Below are 16912 nucleotides of genomic sequence, written 5' to 3'. Positions count from 1 at the left end.
GGTAGCCTTTCTAAAGTGTTTTTAGACAATTCTATTTTATCAAGACTATCGCAACCATGCAAAAAGCAACGGCAAAAACCGTTGCTTTTTTGTTATAGTCGTGTAGACTTTTGTCCCAGACTCTTTTGTTGATGTGAAAAACCTTAACAGACTTGTTAAGGTTTATTTGTTACTGAAGAAAAATGGTGGTGTGTAATGGCTGAGGGTCTCAAAACAAGCTTTTGCTCCCTCATTGTCTTCACAGATGATCAGACAGGTGTCGTCACCACAGACTGTTGCGACGATTTCTTGTATTTGCATGGCATCTAAGATTGATCCGAAGGACTGGGCTAGTCCTGGCAAGGTTTTTAGGACAATTTGATTCTGGACGATTTTGAGCATGACCAATGCATCTTCCATATAAAAGCGCAGGCGGTGTTCCCAGCGACTTTGACTGATAGATAAGGTTTCGTAATGGGTGGATTCACCATTAGAAACTTTAACCAAGTTCAATTCTTTCATATCTCTTGAGAGAGTTGCTTGGGTAATGTGAATGCCGTTTTTTTCTAAGCGACTTTGTAATTCTTGTTGCGTGTGGATGGTCGTCTCGGAAATCAGGGAGCGAATGAGCTGATGTCGGATTTCTTTTTTGTTCATTTTTTCTCTTATCCTTTATAAAAAATTATTCAATAATTAACCCGAGTATAACAAAAAGCGATAGACCTGTAAAGAAAATTTATAGAACCGCTTACAAATAGCAAACCTTTGTGATAAAATATTAGGGATAGAGAAAATTGGAGGTGTCATTTGATTAGAAGAGAAGATTATCAATATTTAAGAAAATTAAATGATTTTAAGTTTTTCTCCATTGAAGAATTTGATAAAATTGTTGGTCAAATGGAGCGCCGTAAAGTGCCTAAAGGCCATATATTGTTTTTTGAGGGAGATAAGCGCGATAAGCTTTTTTTAGTGACTTCCGGTTATTTCAAAGTTGAGCAAACGGATCAAACCGGATCCTTTATATATACAGATTTTATTCGTCATGAAACCATCTTCCCATATGGTGGTATGTTTACGGACGAAGTGTATCATTTTTCTGTTGTAGCAATGACAGATGTTACCTATTATTATTTGCCGACTGATTTATTTGAGGAATTTTCAGCAAATAATCCCAAACAGCTGGTCCACCTCTACAGTAAATTATCTAGACTTTTAGAATTACATGAATTGCGCGTTCGTAACATGATCACTTCTAGTGCTAGTGAAAGAGTGATTCAGTTTTTAGCCATTCTCTTGATTGAGATGGGAGATGACAACAATCAATTGCCTTTCCAATTGACAGCTCTTGATATCGCTAGCATGAGTGGAACGACAAGAGAGACTGTCAGTCATGTCCTAAGTAAATTGAAAAAAGAAAAGCGGATAGAAAGTAAGAACAAATATCTAACATTTACCGATCGTGACTACTTTTTAAAACATACTTAAGAAAATATAAAAAACTTTTTTAAAGTTTTTTATATTTTTTTGCTTTTTTTTAAATTTATAACTATTAATTTTTTCGTAAAAATGTAAAAAACTTACAAGAAACCGGATACATTTTTATAAAATTGCATATTTTGAATAAAAACTGTAAACGATTTCACATTTTAAGAGTGAAATTTACCGCATAATTTATATTGTTAAAAGGTAAACTATGTATGTAAGCAAGATTAGTAAATCTTGATATGTGAATTCACAAAATCTTATATTTTAGAAAGAGGTTAAAAGTTATGACTGCTAAATCACCGATTCATGTTTATTCTGAAATTGGCAAACTTAAAAAAGTTATGCTCCACAGACCTGGTAAAGAAATTGAAAACTTAATGCCAGACTATCTTGAAAGATTATTGTTTGATGATATTCCTTTCTTAGAAAATGCTCAAAAAGAACATGATGCATTTGCTCAAGCTCTTAGAGAAGAAGGCATTGAAGTACTTTACCTTGAAAAATTAGCTGCTGAATCACTTATTAATGATGACGTTCGTAAATCTTTCATCGACGAATATATTGAAGAAGCTAACATCAGAGGACGCGCAACTAAAGAAGCTATCCGCAATTTGCTTATGTCAATCGAAGATAATCAAGAATTGATTGATAAAACAATGGCTGGTGTTCAAAAATCTGAACTTCCAGAAATCTCAGATGAAGAAAAAGGTTTAACTGACCTTGTTGAATCTGATTACCCATTCGCAATTGATCCAATGCCAAACCTTTACTTCACTCGCGATCCATTTGCAACTATCGGTGAAGGTGTTTCATTAAACCACATGTTCTCTGAAACTCGTAACCGCGAAACACTTTACGGTAAATATATTTTCACTCATCACCCAGAATACGGTGGAAAAGTACCAATGGTTTACGATCGTAGCGAAAACACTCGTATCGAAGGTGGAGATGAGTTAGTTCTTTCTAAAGATGTTTTAGCAGTAGGTATTTCACAACGTACTGACGCAGCATCAATCGAAAAACTTTTGGTTAACATCTTCAAAGAAAACTTAGGTTTCAAAAAAGTATTGGCATTCGAATTTGCTAACAACCGTAAATTCATGCACTTAGATACAGTTTTCACAATGGTTGACTATGATAAATTCACAATTCACCCAGAAATCGAAGGCGACTTGCGTGTTTACTCAGTAACTTATGAAAACGACAAACTTAAAATTGTTGAAGAAACTGGCGATTTAGCAGAACTTCTTGCAGCAAACTTAGGTGTTGAAAAAGTTGAATTGATCCGTTGTGGTGGTGACAACATCGTTGCTGCTGGACGTGAACAATGGAACGATGGTTCTAACACACTTACTATCGCACCAGGTGTTGTAGTTGTTTATAACCGTAACACAATCACAAATGCTATTCTTGAATCTAAAGGATTAAGACTTGTTAAGATCGAAGGAAGTGAATTAGTTCGCGGTCGTGGTGGACCTCGTTGTATGTCAATGCCTTTCGAACGTGAAGATCTATAATCTAGAAATTCATTAGAATCAAAGGAGTCATAAGCTGGGGTTAAAATCTTTCTACTATTAAATACAGTATCTTTCATTCACAATAGTAGAAGTGATTCAACTTAGACTTTTGTCCCTTTACATTAAGTAAATCAACACGTTGTGTTTAGGGAAAGAGCAGTGGTTCATATGGGCGCTTCCATCCCGAATCTCTCTCATTTCCCTTGACGCAATCTGTTAGTAACGAGATAAAACGACATGAATTTTATTATAATTACAGCTATATTAGGCGGGTTTATTGGCCTTTATCTCTATCAAGATCGAAACAAATAAAACATTTTCAAGGAGAATAAAATGACTCAAGTATTCCAAGGACGTAATTTCCTAGCAGAAAAAGATTTCTCACGCGAAGAATTCGAATATTTAATCGACTTCGCAGCACACTTAAAAGACCTTAAAAAACGTGGTGTTCCTCATCACTACTTAGAAGGCAAAAACATTGCTTTACTTTTTGAAAAAACTTCTACACGTACACGTGCAGCTTTTACAACTGCAGCAATCGATTTAGGTGCACACCCTGAATACCTTGGTGCAAACGACATCCAACTTGGTAAAAAAGAATCAACTGAAGATACTGCTAAAGTTCTTGGACGTATGTTCGACGGTATCGAATTCCGTGGATTCAGCCAACGTATGGTTGAAGAATTAGGTGAGTACGCTGGTGTTCCAGTATGGAACGGTCTTACTGACGAATGGCATCCAACTCAAATGCTTGCTGACTACTTAACAGTTAAAGAAAACTTCGGCAAACTTGAAGGTTTAACTCTTGTTTACTGTGGTGATGGACGTAACAACGTTGCTAACTCACTTTTAGTAGCTGGTACTTTGATGGGTGTTAACGTACACATCTTCTCACCAAAAGAATTATTCCCTGAAGAAGAAATCGTTAAATTGGCAGAAGGATTTGCTAAAGAATCTGGCGCTCGTATCCTTGTAACTGACAATGCTGATGAAGCTGTAAAAGGTGCAGATGTACTTTACACAGACGTTTGGGTATCAATGGGTGAAGAAGACAAATTCAAAGAACGTGTTGAATTACTTCAACCTTACCAAGTAAACATGGATCTTATCAAAAAAGCTGATAACGAAAACCTTATCTTCTTACACTGCTTACCAGCATTCCATGACACTAAAACAGTTTATGGTAAAGACGTAGAAGAAAAATATGGCGTATCTGAAATGGAAGTTACTGATGAAGTATTCCGTAGCAAATATGCTCGTCACTTCGACCAAGCTGAAAACCGTATGCACACAATCAAAGCTGTTATGGCAGCAACTCTTGGAAATCTTTTCATTCCAAAAGTTTAAGATTAAATCGGTTTACTCTAATTAATACGAAGCTTACTAATTTAACTTTTCAAACAAATGACTAAAGATATCAACTAATGTCTGAAGTCAAAACACATTATATAACTCCTTATATTTATAAAACAATTTAACAATTCCTTTAAGTAACTCCTTATGCTTAAAGAACTACATTATTTAACTCCTTATAACTAATGTAACAATGTAAAAATAAACTCCTTATAATTAACGTAACAAAGTAACTACTAAAAATTAGTCGTTCTGGTTCTGGCGACCTTGACCGGAACTTGAACGACTTTTTTAATTTAAAAAAAGAGGTAAATATTATGACAGAAGAAAAAAAACGGGGTTTTAAAATTCCTTCTTCTTACACAGTTCTCTTCCTTATTATTGCTTTGATGGCAGTATTAACATGGTTTATTCCAGCGGGTGCCTACGATACAGCTAAAGACGGTAGCGTCGTATCTGGAACATATCATGCTGTGAAATCAAATCCTCAAGGGATCTATGATATCTTCATGGCTCCTGTACGTGGGATGTTAGGAACTGACAAAACTGATGGTGCTATCCAAGTTTCATTCTTTATCCTTATGGTAGGTGGATTCCTTGGTGTTATTAACAAAACTGGTGCCCTTGACCAAGGTATTGCATCAATTGTTAAAGGCAACAAAGGTAGAGAAAAAATGCTTATCGCTATTTTGATCCCTATCTTTGCCCTAGGTGGATCAACTTACGGTATGGGTGAAGAAACAATGGCCTTCTATCCATTACTTATTCCAGTAATGATTGCCGTTGGTTTTGATACGCTTGTAGCCGTAGCGATTATCTTGATTGGTTCTCAAATTGGATGTTTAGCATCTACAATTAACCCATTTGCAACTGGTGTTGCGGCCGATGCTGCGGGTGTATCAATTGCTGATGGTATGATTTGGCGCTTGATCCAATGGGTTGTTTTAGTAGCAATTTCAATCTGGTTTGTTTATGGCTATGCTAGCAAAATTGAAAAAGACCCAAGCAAATCTTTGATTGCCGATAAAATGGCTGAACACAAAGAAATCTTTAAATTACAAAACACTGACATGGACATGACTAAAGCTCAAAAACATGTTATCTGGTTGTTCATTATTACATTCTTAATCATGATCTTAAGCTTAATCCCTTGGGAAAACTTCAACATCATGATCTTCACAGACTTCAATAAATGGTTGACTGGTCTTCCAGTTTTAGGAACTCTTATTGGTAAATCTGCCCTTCCAATGGGTTACTGGTACTTCCCTGAAATCACTATGCTCTTCATCATGATGGGTATCTTGGTAGCAATGGTTTACAGAATGTCTGAAGATGATTTCATTTCTTCATTCATCGCAGGTGCTGCTGACCTACTTAGCGTTGCAATCATCTGTGCGGTTGCTCGTGGTATCCAAGTTATCATGAATGATGGTATGATCACATCAACTATCCTTTCTTGGGGTGAAAAAGGACTTTCAGGTCTATCTTCTCAAGTATTCGTATTATTAACTTACTTATTTTACTTACCAATGTCATTCTTAATCCCATCAACTTCAGGTCTTGCTGGAGCTACAATGGGTATCATGGCACCTTTAGGTCACTTCTCACATGTTCCAGCTCACCTTGTTATCACTGCATTCCAATCAGCATCAGGTGTTCTTAACATGATTTCACCAACATCAGCTATCTGTATGGGTGCTCTTGCTATTGGTAAAATTGACCTTCCAACTTGGTGGAAATTCGTTGCTAAATACATGGTTATCGTTGTTGTAACCAGCGTTGCAATCTTAATGGTAGCTACATTCTTTAGCTAATTCATAATCGCCAGGTAATATGGAGGTATAGAAATGAAAACCTATATTACAGAAACACACCAAGCAGCTTGTGTCAAAGCGATTAAAGAGGTCGTAGCCTTCCCTTCTGTATGTGCAGAAGGGGAGAACGGCACTCCCTTTGGTCAGGCTATTCAAGATGTTTTAGAACATACCCTTGCACTTTGCCAAGGTCTCGGTTTTAAAACAGTTATTGATCCTGAAGGCTACTATGGCTACGCTGAATTTGGTGATCAAAAAGAAATGTTGGCGATTCTTTGTCACTTAGATGTTGTCCCAGAAGGGGACCGCTCTTTATGGAAAACAGATCCATTCGATTGTGTTGAGAGAGACGGAAAACTTTATGGTCGCGGTACTCAGGATGACAAAGGACCTTCAATGATGGCCTTGTTTGCGGTCAAAGCTTTGATGGATGCGGGCGTTACTTTTAACAAACGGATTCGTTTTATCTTTGGAACTGACGAGGAAACCCTATGGCGTTGTATGAACCGTTATAATGAGCGTGAAGAACAAGCCACCTATGGCTTCGCTCCAGATTCAAGTTTCCCGCTAATTTATGCTGAAAAAGGCTTGTTACAGGCCAAATTAACCGGTCCCGGAAGCAAAGCTTTGAATCTTGAAATTGGCAACGCTTATAATATTGTTCCTGCTCGTGCAAGCTATCAAGGGGACCTATTAGAAAAAGTAAAGGAAGAGTTAGACAAGCTTGAATTTGAATATGTCATAAAAGAAGACAGGATTACTGTTTATGGCTTAGCCCAACATGCTAAAGACGCTCCTCATGGTATTAATGCCTTAGTTCGTCTAGCAAAAGCCTTAGCACCTCATTGTGATGAACCGACTATCGATTTCTTGGCTAATGTTGTCGAAGAAGATGGTAAAGGCTTGAATATCTTTGGTGCTATTGAAGATGAGCCTTCAGGAATTCTTTCATTCAATGCTGCTGGTTTAACCATGAATGCTGATTTAACAGAAGTTCGGTTAGACATTCGCATTCCAGTCTTAGCTGACAAGGATCAACTTGTTGCTAAATTAACTGAAACTGCAAAAGCTTACGGTTTAACTTATGAAGAGTTTGACTACTTAGCACCGCTTTATGTTCCTATTGATAGTGAATTAGTGACAACACTAATGGCTGTTTATCAGGAAAAAACGGGTGATATGAGTCCAGCTATTTCATCTGGTGGCGCAACTTTTGCAAGAACTATGCCTAATTGTGTGGCATATGGGGCAATGTTCCCAGATTCTATCCAAACAGAACATCAAGAAAATGAAAATATCGTGTTAGAAGATGCTTATCGTGCTATGGATATTTATGCCGAGACCATCTTACGACTAACGACTTAAAAGGAGAATTAATCGTATGACTAAACAAAAAATTGTTGTCGCTTTAGGCGGAAACGCAATTCTTTCAACTGATGCTTCAGCTAAAGCACAACAAGAAGCATTGATTTCAACATCTAAATCACTTGTTAAATTAATCCAAGATGGTAACGAAGTTATCGTTACTCACGGTAATGGACCACAAGTTGGTAACTTACTTTTACAACAAGCTGCAGCTGATTCTGAAAAGAACCCTGCAATGCCTTTAGACACTTGTGTGGCTATGACTGAAGGTTCAATTGGTTTCTGGCTTGTTAACGCTCTTGACAATGAACTTAAAGCTCAAGGGATTGAAAAAGACGTTGCTGCTGTTGTAACTCAAGTTATTGTTGATAAAAACGATGCTGCTTTCAAAAACCCAACTAAACCAATTGGCCCATTCCTTTCTGAAGAAGATGCTAAAAAACAAATGGAAGAAACTGGCGCTAACTTTAAAGAAGATGCTGGTCGTGGTTGGCGTAAAGTCGTACCTTCTCCAAAACCAGTTGGCATCAAAGAAGTTAACGTTATCCGTAGCTTAGTTGACTCTGGCGTTGTTGTTGTCAGCGCTGGTGGTGGCGGTGTGCCAGTTATCGAAGATCCAGAAACTAAAGTTCTTACAGGTGTTGAAGCCGTTATCGACAAAGACTTCGCTTCACAAACACTTTCTGAACTTGTAGATGCTGATATGTTCATCGTCTTAACTGGTGTTGATAACGTATTTGTTAACTACAACAAACCTAATCAAGAAAAATTAGAAGAAGTAACAGTTTCTCAAATGAAAGAATACATTGGACAAAATCAATTTGCTCCAGGAAGCATGTTACCAAAAGTTGAAGCAGCAATTGCTTTCGTTGAAAACAAACCAGAAGCAAAAGCAATCATCACTTCACTTGAAAACATTGACAAAGTTCTTTCTGAAAACGCTGGAACTCACATTATCGCTGGTTAATTTTTGCTAAAATTAATAAGTTATTAAAAGTGTCAATAAAGGCTAAATTTTCTAAATTTAGCCTTTTCTTTTAACCCTTTTAAGTGTATAATTAGCTTTATATTTTTCAATTTTTAAAGCGTAAAAACCCTTGAAAATGAAGAATCCTGACTGTGTCAGAAAAAAATAAAAAAAGGAGGAGCTATGAAGAAAAGCTTTATTCATCAACAAGAGGAAATTTCTTTTGTTAAAAATACATTTACGCAATATTTAATTGCAAAGCTTGACGTTGTTGAAGTGCAAGGACCTATTTTAAGTCGGGTCGGGGACGGTATGCAAGATAATTTAAGCGGTATCGAAAATCCCGTATCCGTTAATGTTCTTAAAATTCCAGAGGCTAAATTTGAAGTTGTCCATTCGCTAGCAAAATGGAAACGCCATACCTTAGCACGTTTTGGATTCAATGAAGGAGAAGGCCTTGTCGTTAATATGAAAGCCCTCCGCCCTGATGAGGATTCTTTAGACCCTACCCACTCTGTTTACGTCGATCAATGGGATTGGGAAAAAGTTATTCCAGACGGAAAACGTAATCTTGCCTATTTAAAAGAAACTGTTGAGACCATTTATAAAGTCATACGCCTAACGGAGTTAGCTGTTGAAGCACGTTATGATATCGAAGCTGTCTTACCTAAAAAGATTACATTTATCCATACGGAAGAATTAGTTTCTAAATACCCAGATTTAACACCTAAAGAACGTGAAAATGCGATTACAAAAGAATTCGGTGCTGTTTTCTTAATTGGTATTGGTGGTGTTTTACCTGATGGTAAACCTCATGATGGCCGTGCGCCTGACTATGATGACTGGACTTCTGAATCAGAAAATGGTTACCATGGGTTGAACGGCGATATCTTGGTTTGGAATGATCAATTAGGTTCTGCCTTTGAACTTTCATCAATGGGTATCCGTGTTGACGAAGATGCCTTGAAACGCCAAGTAGCCATTACTGGAGATACTGACCGTCTTGAATTTGACTGGCATAAATCTTTATTAAATGGTCTTTTCCCATTATCTATTGGTGGTGGTATCGGACAATCACGGATGGCCATGTTCTTACTTCGTAAAAAACATATTGGGGAAGTTCAAACATCTGTTTGGCCTCAAGAGGTTCGTGAAACTTACGAAAATATTTTATAAGTTTGTTTTTATTCTAAGTGGAGACAAATAGATTTTGCCTTCACTTTTTTATTTGGGAATTGTAATTTTTTCAATTTAAGTCTCCAAATTTCTTTTAGAAATGCTTTTTCCTATTTTCTGAAAACTCTTAGATTATAATTGACAAACAATTTAATCTTTGGTAAACTGAATGAGTCTAGGAATCTTTTGTTGTGTTTTCTAGCAAATATAGACCTTTATTATGCCTACGGACAGGCGGGTCGAATGCCGAAGCGTGGTTAAAAGCCACATTATTGATTGAGTTAGAAGCTCAAATTTTATAAGTTGATTACTTAATAATCAGTGTTGTCAAAACACATCATCTTGTGAAACGGTCAATAAAGTACGTAATATTTGCACTTGAGAGTAGGAAACATTCGCCCCAGACACTCAGATAGAACAAAAATTAAAACGTCAAAAAATCGATTGTAGAGCAGGTGAATACCTGCTCTTTTTGTATGATGTGAGGAGTCTACAATTAGTAGAAAAGAAGGAGTCTATCTTGAATAAAATGAATCAAGAAAATGCACCAATTTATAAAGGATTGGTTGATTTACGGAAAAAACGTGTTGTTCCCTTTGATGTTCCTGGCCACAAACGAGGAAGAGGAAATCCTGAGTTAGTGGAATTACTAGGTGAAAAATGTGTTGGCATCGATGTTAATTCGATGAAGCCACTAGATAATTTAGGGCATCCTGTTTCGATTATTAAAGAAGCTGAAGAATTAGCAGCTGATGCTTTTGGAGCAGCGCATGCCTTCTTGATGGTTGGTGGAACAACGTCAGCTGTTCAAAGTATGATTTTAGCAACCTGCAAGGCTGGGGACAAGATTATTCTTCCTCGTAATGTCCATAAAAGTGCTATTAATGCCTTGGTTTTATGCGGAGCTATTCCCATTTACATTGAGTTGAGTGTTAATCACAAAATTGGCATTGCTCTCGGGTTAGAAAATGACCGCTTTGCGCAAGCTATTAAAGAACATCCAGATGCTAAAGCTGTCTTAATTAATAACCCAACTTATTATGGCATTTGTTCTGATTTAAAATCCTTAACACAAATGGCTCATGAAGCTGGGATGAAGGTTCTAGTTGATGAAGCCCATGGGGCTCATTTGCCATTTACAGATCAATTGCCATTATCTGCTATGGAAGCAGAGGCAGATATGTCAGCTGTTTCGATGCATAAATCAGGTGGTTCTTTAACACAGAGTTCAATTTTACTTTTGGGTCCTGGAATTAACCAAGAATATGTGCGACAAATTATTAACTTGACCCAATCGACAAGTGCTTCTTATCTTTTGCTTTCAAGTCTTGATATCTCACGTCGCAATTTGGCCCTTCGCGGAAAAGAGTCTTTTGAAAAAGTTATTCAGATGCTGAATATGCCCGTCAGGAAATTAATGCGATTGGTGCTATTACGCCTATTCTAAAGAGTTAGTTGATGGTGTTAGTGTTTATGATTTTGATGTCACTAAATTATCCATCTACACGCAAGGAATTGGTTTAACGGGGATTGAAGTTTATGATCTTCTGCGTGATGACTATGATATCCAAATTGAATTTGGGGATATCGGTAATATTCTAGCTTATGTCTCTATCGGCGATCGTTTGCAAGATATCGAACGTTTGGTCGGTGCTTTGGCTGATATTAAAAGATTGCATGCGCGGGACGGTAAAGACTTAATGTCAGGAGAATACATTCAACCTGAGCTTGTCCTTACCCCTCAAGAAGCCTTTTATGCGGAGCGTCAAAGTGTAGCCTTAGAAGAGGCGGCAGGTTTTGTTTCTGGTGAATTAGTCATGGCTTATCCTCCTGGTATTCCAATTCTTGCTCCAGGGGAGCGCATTACTCAGGAATTAATTGATTATATTATTTTCGCCAAAGAAAGAGGTTGTTCACTCCAAGGAACGGAAGATCCTGATGTTGCCTTTATTAATATTTTGAAGGGGGATTATTAAGATGATGGATTTATGGTTCTCAGAATTACATACGGATGATGTTAAGTTATCTATGAAAACAAGCCAGCAACTCTTTGTTGGTCAGAGTGAGTGGCAGGATATCGCTGTTATTGAAACGCCATCTTTTGGCAAAGTTTTGGTTTTAAATGGTCATGTTCTCTTTTCGGATGCTGATAACTTTGTCTACAATGAAATGGTTATTCATGTGCCCATGGCCGTCCATCCAAATCCTAAGAAAGTTCTGATTATTGGTGGTGCCGATGGTGGTGTTGCTCAGGTATTGGAAATGTATCCTGACATTGAAGCCATTGACTTAGTTGAGCCAGATGAAATGTTGGTGGATGTGTGTCGTCAATACTTCCCTGAATTTGCCGCTGGTTTAGATGATGAGCGGGTTACTATTTACCATCAAGATGGTCTTCGTTTTCTCCGTAATTGCGAAAATGAATACGATATTATTATTAATGATGCGACAGATCCTTTTGGCCATACCGAAGGTCTCTTCACTAAAGAGTTCTATGGTAATAGTTACCGTGCCCTCAAAGAAGATGGGATTATGATTTATCAACATGGTAGCCCCTTCTTTGATGAAGATGAATCGGCATTTAGAAGTATGCACCGTAAAGCTTCACAAAGTTTTCCAATAAGTCGGGTTTTCCAAGCCCATATTCCAACCAGTCCTGCTGGCTATTGGTTATTTGGTTTTGCCTCAAAAAAATACCATCCTTTAACAGATTTTATGCCTGAAAAATGGAAAGAGCGTCAACTAGAGACTGAATACTATACAACAAATTTACATCATGGTGCTTTTATGTTACCGAAGTATGTTGAAGATATTTTAGAAGAAGAGGAAGAAAAATAATGAGCCGTTTATTAGTTATTGGCTGCGGTGGTGTGGCCCAAGTAGCGATCAGTAAAATTTGCCAGGATACTGAAACTTTTTCAGAAATCATGATTGCAAGTAGAACCAAGTCAAAATGTGATGACTTGAAAGATAAGTTAGAAAAGAAGAAATCAGTAACAATTGAAACAGCCCAATTGGATGCTGATAAGGTTGATGACATTGTTGCCTTAATTAATGCTTATAAACCGAAAGCTGTTTTAAATGTGGCTTTGCCATACCAAGATTTAGCGATTATGGATGCTTGTTTGGCAACGGGAGTGCACTATATCGATACAGCAAACTATGAATCAGAAGACACTGAGGATCCAGAATGGCGTGCGATTTATGAGAAACGTTGCCAAGAGTTAGGTTTTACAGCTTATTTTGATTACTCATGGCAATGGGCTTACCAAGAAAAATTCAAAGAAGCTGGGTTAACGGCATTACTTGGTTCTGGCTTTGATCCAGGGGTAACGAGCGTCTTTTCAGCTTACGCTTTGAAACATTATTTTGATGAAATCCATACCATTGATATTTTAGACTGTAATGGTGGTGACCATGGTTATCCTTTTGCAACCAATTTTAATCCTGAAATCAACTTGCGGGAAGTTTCTGCTCCAGGTTCTTACTGGGAAAATGGCAAATGGGTTGAAGTAGAAGCCATGTCAATAAAACGGGAGTATGATTTCCCTGAAGTTGGTCAAAAAGACATGTATCTTCTTCACCACGAAGAAATTGAATCCTTGGCAAAACACATTCCGGGTGTGAAACGGATTCGTTTCTTTATGACTTTCGGACAGTCTTATTTGACGCATATGAAGTGTTTAGAAAATGTTGGCTTGCTTCGTACAGACCCAATTACCTTTAATGGTCAAGAAATTGTCCCAATTCAATTCTTAAAAGCTCTTTTACCGGATCCAGCAAGCTTAGGCCCACGTACTGTCGGTAAAACCAATATTGGTTGTATCTTTACTGGTGTTAAAGACGGACAAGAGAAAACCATCTATATTTACAATGTTTGTGACCACCAAGAGTGCTATCGTGAAGTTGGCTCTCAAGCTATCTCTTACACAACTGGTGTACCGGCCATGATTGGTACGAAATTGGTTATGAATGGGATTTGGCAAGAAGCCGGCGTCTTTAACTTAGAACAATTGGATCCAGATCCTTTCATGGAAGCTCTTAATCAATATGGCTTGCCGTGGGTGGTTGTTGAGAATCCACAAGTGGTTGAGTAATGAAATTAGAACAAGTACCAACTCCTTCATACGTGATTGATCAGGGGCAGTTGCTAAAAAATTTGCAGATTCTAAAAAAGGTTCAAGAAGAAGCTGGTTGTAAGATTTTACTGGCACAAAAAGCTTATTCCTTTTTTGCCACCTATCCTTTGATAGGCGACTATTTGGCGGGGACAACTGCCAGTGGCTTATACGAAGCTAAGTTGGGTTATGAAGAAATGGGGGGCGAAGTTCATATTTTTGCCCCAGCTTTCAAAGACAGTGAGATTGATGAGATATTGGCTATTTCTGATCATATTGTTTTTAATTCCCAAGCGCAGTTGTTGAAACATTTGGAGAAGTGTAAGGTTAGTGGCATCTCTATTGGTTTGCGTCTTAATCCCGAATGTTCAACCCAAAGTGACCATGTCCAATATGATCCCTGTGCTTACGGTTCCCGTTTTGGTGTGACAGAAGCTAATCTTGATCCAAGTCTTTTGGAACATCTCGATGGTCTTCATTTTCATACCTTGTGTGAACAAAATGCTGATGACCTGGTTACAACCTTAAAAGCCTTTGAGGAAAAATTTGGTGCCTATTTATATCAGATGTCATGGTTAAATATGGGTGGTGGTCATCACATTACTCGTGAGGATTATGACCGCGAGCTCCTGGTTTCTGAAATTAAGCGTCTTAAAGAGACCTATCAGGTCGATATCTATCTGGAACCCGGCGAAGCGATTGCCCTAAATGCAGGCTACTTAGCGACGGAAGTACTTGATATTGTGGAAAATGGGATTTCAACCTTGATTTTGGATGCTTCGGCCACTTGCCATATGCCGGATGTGATTGAAATGCCTTATCGTCCGCCTTTGATGAATAGTTTTGAAGCTGGAGAAAAGGACTTTAACTACCGCCTGTCTTCTAACACCTGTTTAACAGGAGATATAATTGGGGATTATTCCTTTGATAATCCGGTGAAGGTTGGTGATCGTCTTTATTTCCAAGACATGGCTATCTATTCCTTCGTCAAAAATAACACTTTTAACGGCATTGGCTTGCCAGACCTTATCTTAATGGATGAAGCAGGTGATTGCCAAATCGTTAAAAGCTTTGGCTATGACGATTTTAAGATGCGACTTTCCTAAGGAGAAGACTTTATGATGACACCAAAAATGCAAGGTTTTCGAATGCCTGCGGAATATGAAAAACATCATGGAACCTTAATGATTTGGCCGACAAGACCCGGTTCGTGGCCTTTTGATGGGCTTGCTGCCAAAAATGCTTTTAGTCAGATTATTTTGGCATTAGCTGACAAAGAAGAGGTCTACCTTGTGGTTGAACGCAAGTATCTGGCAGAAGCTCAAGGTTATTTGAAGGATAGTGTCCATTATCTTGATATAGCAACCAATGATGCTTGGGCGCGTGATACCGGTCCGACTATCCTTGTCAATGCCCAAAATGAGGCTTTAGCCATTGACTGGTCTTTCAATGCCTGGGGTGGTGCCTACGATGGCTTGTACACTGACTATGAAGAAGATGATTTGTTAGCCAGTCGTTTTGCTGATTACCTTAAATTACCTACTTTTGATGCTCATCCTTTTGTCTTAGAAGGCGGAGCTATTCACAGTGATGGGCAAGGGACGGTGTTAGTGACAGAGGCTTGTCTGCTCAGTAAAGGTCGTAATCCTCATTTGACCAAGTCGGAAATTGAGGAAGCTTTGAAGAACTATCTAGGTGCTGACAAAATTATCTGGTTACCTTTTGGTATTTATCAAGATGAAACCAATGAGCATGTGGATAATGTCTGTGCTTTTGTTGGTCCTGCAGAAGTCCTTTTAGCTTGGACTGATGATGTTGAGGACCCACAATATGCTATGTCAAAAGCTAATTGTGATTATTTACTGTCGCAAAGTGATGCCTTGGGTCGTTCCTTTAAAATTCACAAACTGCCAATTCCAAAACAGACTCAAGTCATCAGAGCCGAAGATTTGCCTGGTTATGCATATGCAGCCGGCGAAGAAGAGCGGTATTTAGGCGAACGCCTGGCTGCCTCCTACGTGAATTTTTACATTGCCAACGACTTGGTTTTAGTACCGCAATTTAATGACGTCAATGACCATCTTGCGCTGGCTATCTTGGCGCAGCTATTCCCCGATAGGGAAGTTAAAGGGATTCAAGCCCGAGATATTCTTTTGGGTGGTGGCAATATTCATTGTATTACGCAACAAATTCCAGCTTTTAAGAAAGGAAATCTATGAGAACAGTAGCTGTAGCAGCGATTCAGATGGCATGTCAGGCAGATGTGTCGGAAAATATTAAGAATGCTGAAAAATTAGTAAGGCAGGCAGCCGAAAAAGGGGCTCAGCTTATCCTCTTGCCGGAGTTGTTTGAACGCCCTTATTTTTGTCAGGAGCGTCAGTATGACTATTATCAGTTTGCTGAATCTGTTGAAGAAAATCAGGCTATCCAACATTTCATTCCAATCGCCAAAGAATTGCAGGTGGTATTGCCAATCAGTTTTTATGAAAAAGATGGGAATGTGCTTTATAATTCGATTGCTGTTCTTGATGCTGACGGCTCTCTTTTGGGGGTTTATCGCAAAACTCATATCCCAGATGATCATTATTATCAAGAGAAATTTTACTTTACGCCTGGCAATACAGGCTTTAAGGTTTGGTCTACGCAATATGGGAAGATTGGTATTGGAATTTGTTGGGATCAGTGGTTTCCAGAAACTGCTCGTTCCTTGGCTCTTGCTGGTGCGGAAATATTGCTTTTCCCTACAGCTATTGGTTCCGAGCCAATTCTAGACACAGATAGTTCGGGCCATTGGCAACGGACCATGCAGGGACATGCTGCTGCCAATATTGTTCCTGTTATTGCAGCCAATCGTTATGGTCGTGAGTCTGTTTTGCCATCCCCTGAGAATGGTCATCAAGAATCATCTTTAGTCTTTTATGGGTCGTCCTTTATGACCGATGAGACAGGCTTAATGCTAGAAGTAGCTGGTAAAGAGGGCGATGCTATTCTCTGTCAGACTTACGATTTGGATCAAATCGCTAGTGACCGATTATCATGGGGACTTTTTCGAGATCGTCGACCAGAAATGTATCAGGCCATAAGCAAGTAAAGAGTTGATGTCATTCAACTCTTTTTCTCTTGGAAAAAATGATCTTT

General features: G+C 38.3%; 13 protein-coding genes and 1 pseudogene. 13 read left to right on the top strand and 1 reads right to left on the bottom strand.

The annotated features are described in order from the left end of the window. Positions 1–162: 162 nt before the first annotated feature. Positions 163–636, bottom strand: a complete 474-nt coding sequence (locus AT575_RS05725) for an arginine repressor (protein WP_071792654.1) — start codon at positions 634–636, stop codon at positions 163–165. 150 nt (positions 637–786) lie between these two features. Here AT575_RS05725 and AT575_RS05720 point away from each other — a divergent pair, with 150 nt between their 5' ends. The 13 genes and pseudogenes from AT575_RS05720 to aguB all read left to right on the top strand — a co-directional run bounded on the left by AT575_RS05720 (position 787) and on the right by aguB (position 16865). Further along, complete coding sequence (locus AT575_RS05720; RefSeq protein ID WP_102777538.1) at positions 787–1464, top strand: Crp/Fnr family transcriptional regulator; 678 nt, start codon at positions 787–789, stop codon at positions 1462–1464. A gap of 284 nt (positions 1465–1748) precedes the next feature. Further along, a complete protein-coding gene (arcA, locus tag AT575_RS05715; RefSeq protein WP_102777537.1) occupies positions 1749–2981 on the top strand; it encodes an arginine deiminase in 1233 nt (410 codons plus the stop codon). A gap of 333 nt (positions 2982–3314) precedes the next feature. Next, positions 3315–4328 carry an ornithine carbamoyltransferase gene (argF, locus tag AT575_RS05710; protein ID WP_102777536.1) on the top strand — a complete coding sequence of 338 codons (1014 nt, stop codon included), beginning with the start codon at positions 3315–3317 and terminating at the stop codon, positions 4326–4328. Between the two features lie 323 nt (positions 4329–4651). Then, entirely contained in the window at positions 4652–6148 is a 1497-nt protein-coding gene (locus AT575_RS05705; RefSeq protein WP_102777535.1) for a YfcC family protein, read from the top strand. Between the two features lie 33 nt (positions 6149–6181). Next, on the top strand, positions 6182–7513 hold the full coding sequence (locus tag AT575_RS05700; RefSeq protein ID WP_102777534.1) for a dipeptidase: 1332 nt from the start codon (positions 6182–6184) through the stop codon (positions 7511–7513). A 16-nt stretch (positions 7514–7529) separates the two neighbouring features. Continuing rightward, positions 7530–8480, top strand: a complete 951-nt coding sequence (gene arcC / locus AT575_RS05695) for a carbamate kinase (RefSeq protein WP_102777533.1) — start codon at positions 7530–7532, stop codon at positions 8478–8480. 183 nt (positions 8481–8663) lie between these two features. Beyond that, a complete protein-coding gene (gene asnA, locus AT575_RS05690; RefSeq protein ID WP_102777532.1) occupies positions 8664–9656 on the top strand; it encodes an aspartate--ammonia ligase in 993 nt (330 codons plus the stop codon). A 529-nt stretch (positions 9657–10185) separates the two neighbouring features. Next, positions 10186–11632 (top strand): annotated as a pseudogene (locus AT575_RS05685) (aminotransferase class I/II-fold pyridoxal phosphate-dependent enzyme). 4 nt (positions 11633–11636) lie between these two features. After that, positions 11637–12494: a polyamine aminopropyltransferase gene (gene speE, locus AT575_RS05680; RefSeq protein WP_102777540.1), complete on the top strand. Its 858-nt coding sequence runs from the start codon at positions 11637–11639 to the stop codon at positions 12492–12494. Then, a complete protein-coding gene (locus tag AT575_RS05675) occupies positions 12494–13753 on the top strand; it encodes a saccharopine dehydrogenase family protein (RefSeq protein ID WP_102777531.1) in 1260 nt (419 codons plus the stop codon). The genes speE and AT575_RS05675 overlap by 1 nt, the downstream gene beginning before the upstream one ends. Beyond that, entirely contained in the window at positions 13753–14880 is a 1128-nt protein-coding gene (gene nspC / locus AT575_RS05670; RefSeq protein ID WP_102777530.1) for a carboxynorspermidine decarboxylase, read from the top strand. Before AT575_RS05675 ends, nspC begins: the two co-directional genes overlap by 1 nt. Positions 14881–14892: 12 nt before the next feature. Then, positions 14893–15993, top strand: a complete 1101-nt coding sequence (gene aguA, locus AT575_RS05665) for an agmatine deiminase (protein WP_102777529.1) — start codon at positions 14893–14895, stop codon at positions 15991–15993. Continuing rightward, on the top strand, positions 15990–16865 hold the full coding sequence (gene aguB / locus AT575_RS05660; RefSeq protein WP_102777528.1) for an N-carbamoylputrescine amidase: 876 nt from the start codon (positions 15990–15992) through the stop codon (positions 16863–16865). Before aguA ends, aguB begins: the two co-directional genes overlap by 4 nt. Positions 16866–16912 lie beyond the last annotated feature (47 nt).

It is taken from the genome of Streptococcus penaeicida, from assembly GCF_002887775.1.
In the GTDB taxonomy this organism is placed as follows: Bacteria; Bacillota; Bacilli; order Lactobacillales; family Streptococcaceae; genus Streptococcus; species Streptococcus penaeicida.
This window is presented reverse-complemented; position numbering and strand designations above follow the sequence as displayed.

Excerpts from the sequence above, each read along its gene's own strand:
- AT575_RS05725 (WP_071792654.1), bottom strand. The coding sequence starts at position 636 with ATGAACAAAAAAGAAATCCGACATCAGCTCATTCGCTCCCTGATTTCC.
- arcA (WP_102777537.1), top strand. The coding sequence starts at position 1,749 with ATGACTGCTAAATCACCGATTCATGTTTATTCTGAAATTGGCAAACTT.
- argF (WP_102777536.1), top strand. The coding sequence starts at position 3,315 with ATGACTCAAGTATTCCAAGGACGTAATTTCCTAGCAGAAAAAGATTTC.
- AT575_RS05705 (WP_102777535.1), top strand. The coding sequence starts at position 4,652 with ATGACAGAAGAAAAAAAACGGGGTTTTAAAATTCCTTCTTCTTACACA.
- AT575_RS05700 (WP_102777534.1), top strand. The coding sequence starts at position 6,182 with ATGAAAACCTATATTACAGAAACACACCAAGCAGCTTGTGTCAAAGCG.
- arcC (WP_102777533.1), top strand. The coding sequence starts at position 7,530 with ATGACTAAACAAAAAATTGTTGTCGCTTTAGGCGGAAACGCAATTCTT.
- asnA (WP_102777532.1), top strand. The coding sequence starts at position 8,664 with ATGAAGAAAAGCTTTATTCATCAACAAGAGGAAATTTCTTTTGTTAAA.
- speE (WP_102777540.1), top strand. The coding sequence starts at position 11,637 with ATGGATTTATGGTTCTCAGAATTACATACGGATGATGTTAAGTTATCT.
- AT575_RS05675 (WP_102777531.1), top strand. The coding sequence starts at position 12,494 with ATGAGCCGTTTATTAGTTATTGGCTGCGGTGGTGTGGCCCAAGTAGCG.
- nspC (WP_102777530.1), top strand. The coding sequence starts at position 13,753 with ATGAAATTAGAACAAGTACCAACTCCTTCATACGTGATTGATCAGGGG.
- aguA (WP_102777529.1), top strand. The coding sequence starts at position 14,893 with ATGATGACACCAAAAATGCAAGGTTTTCGAATGCCTGCGGAATATGAA.
- aguB (WP_102777528.1), top strand. The coding sequence starts at position 15,990 with ATGAGAACAGTAGCTGTAGCAGCGATTCAGATGGCATGTCAGGCAGAT.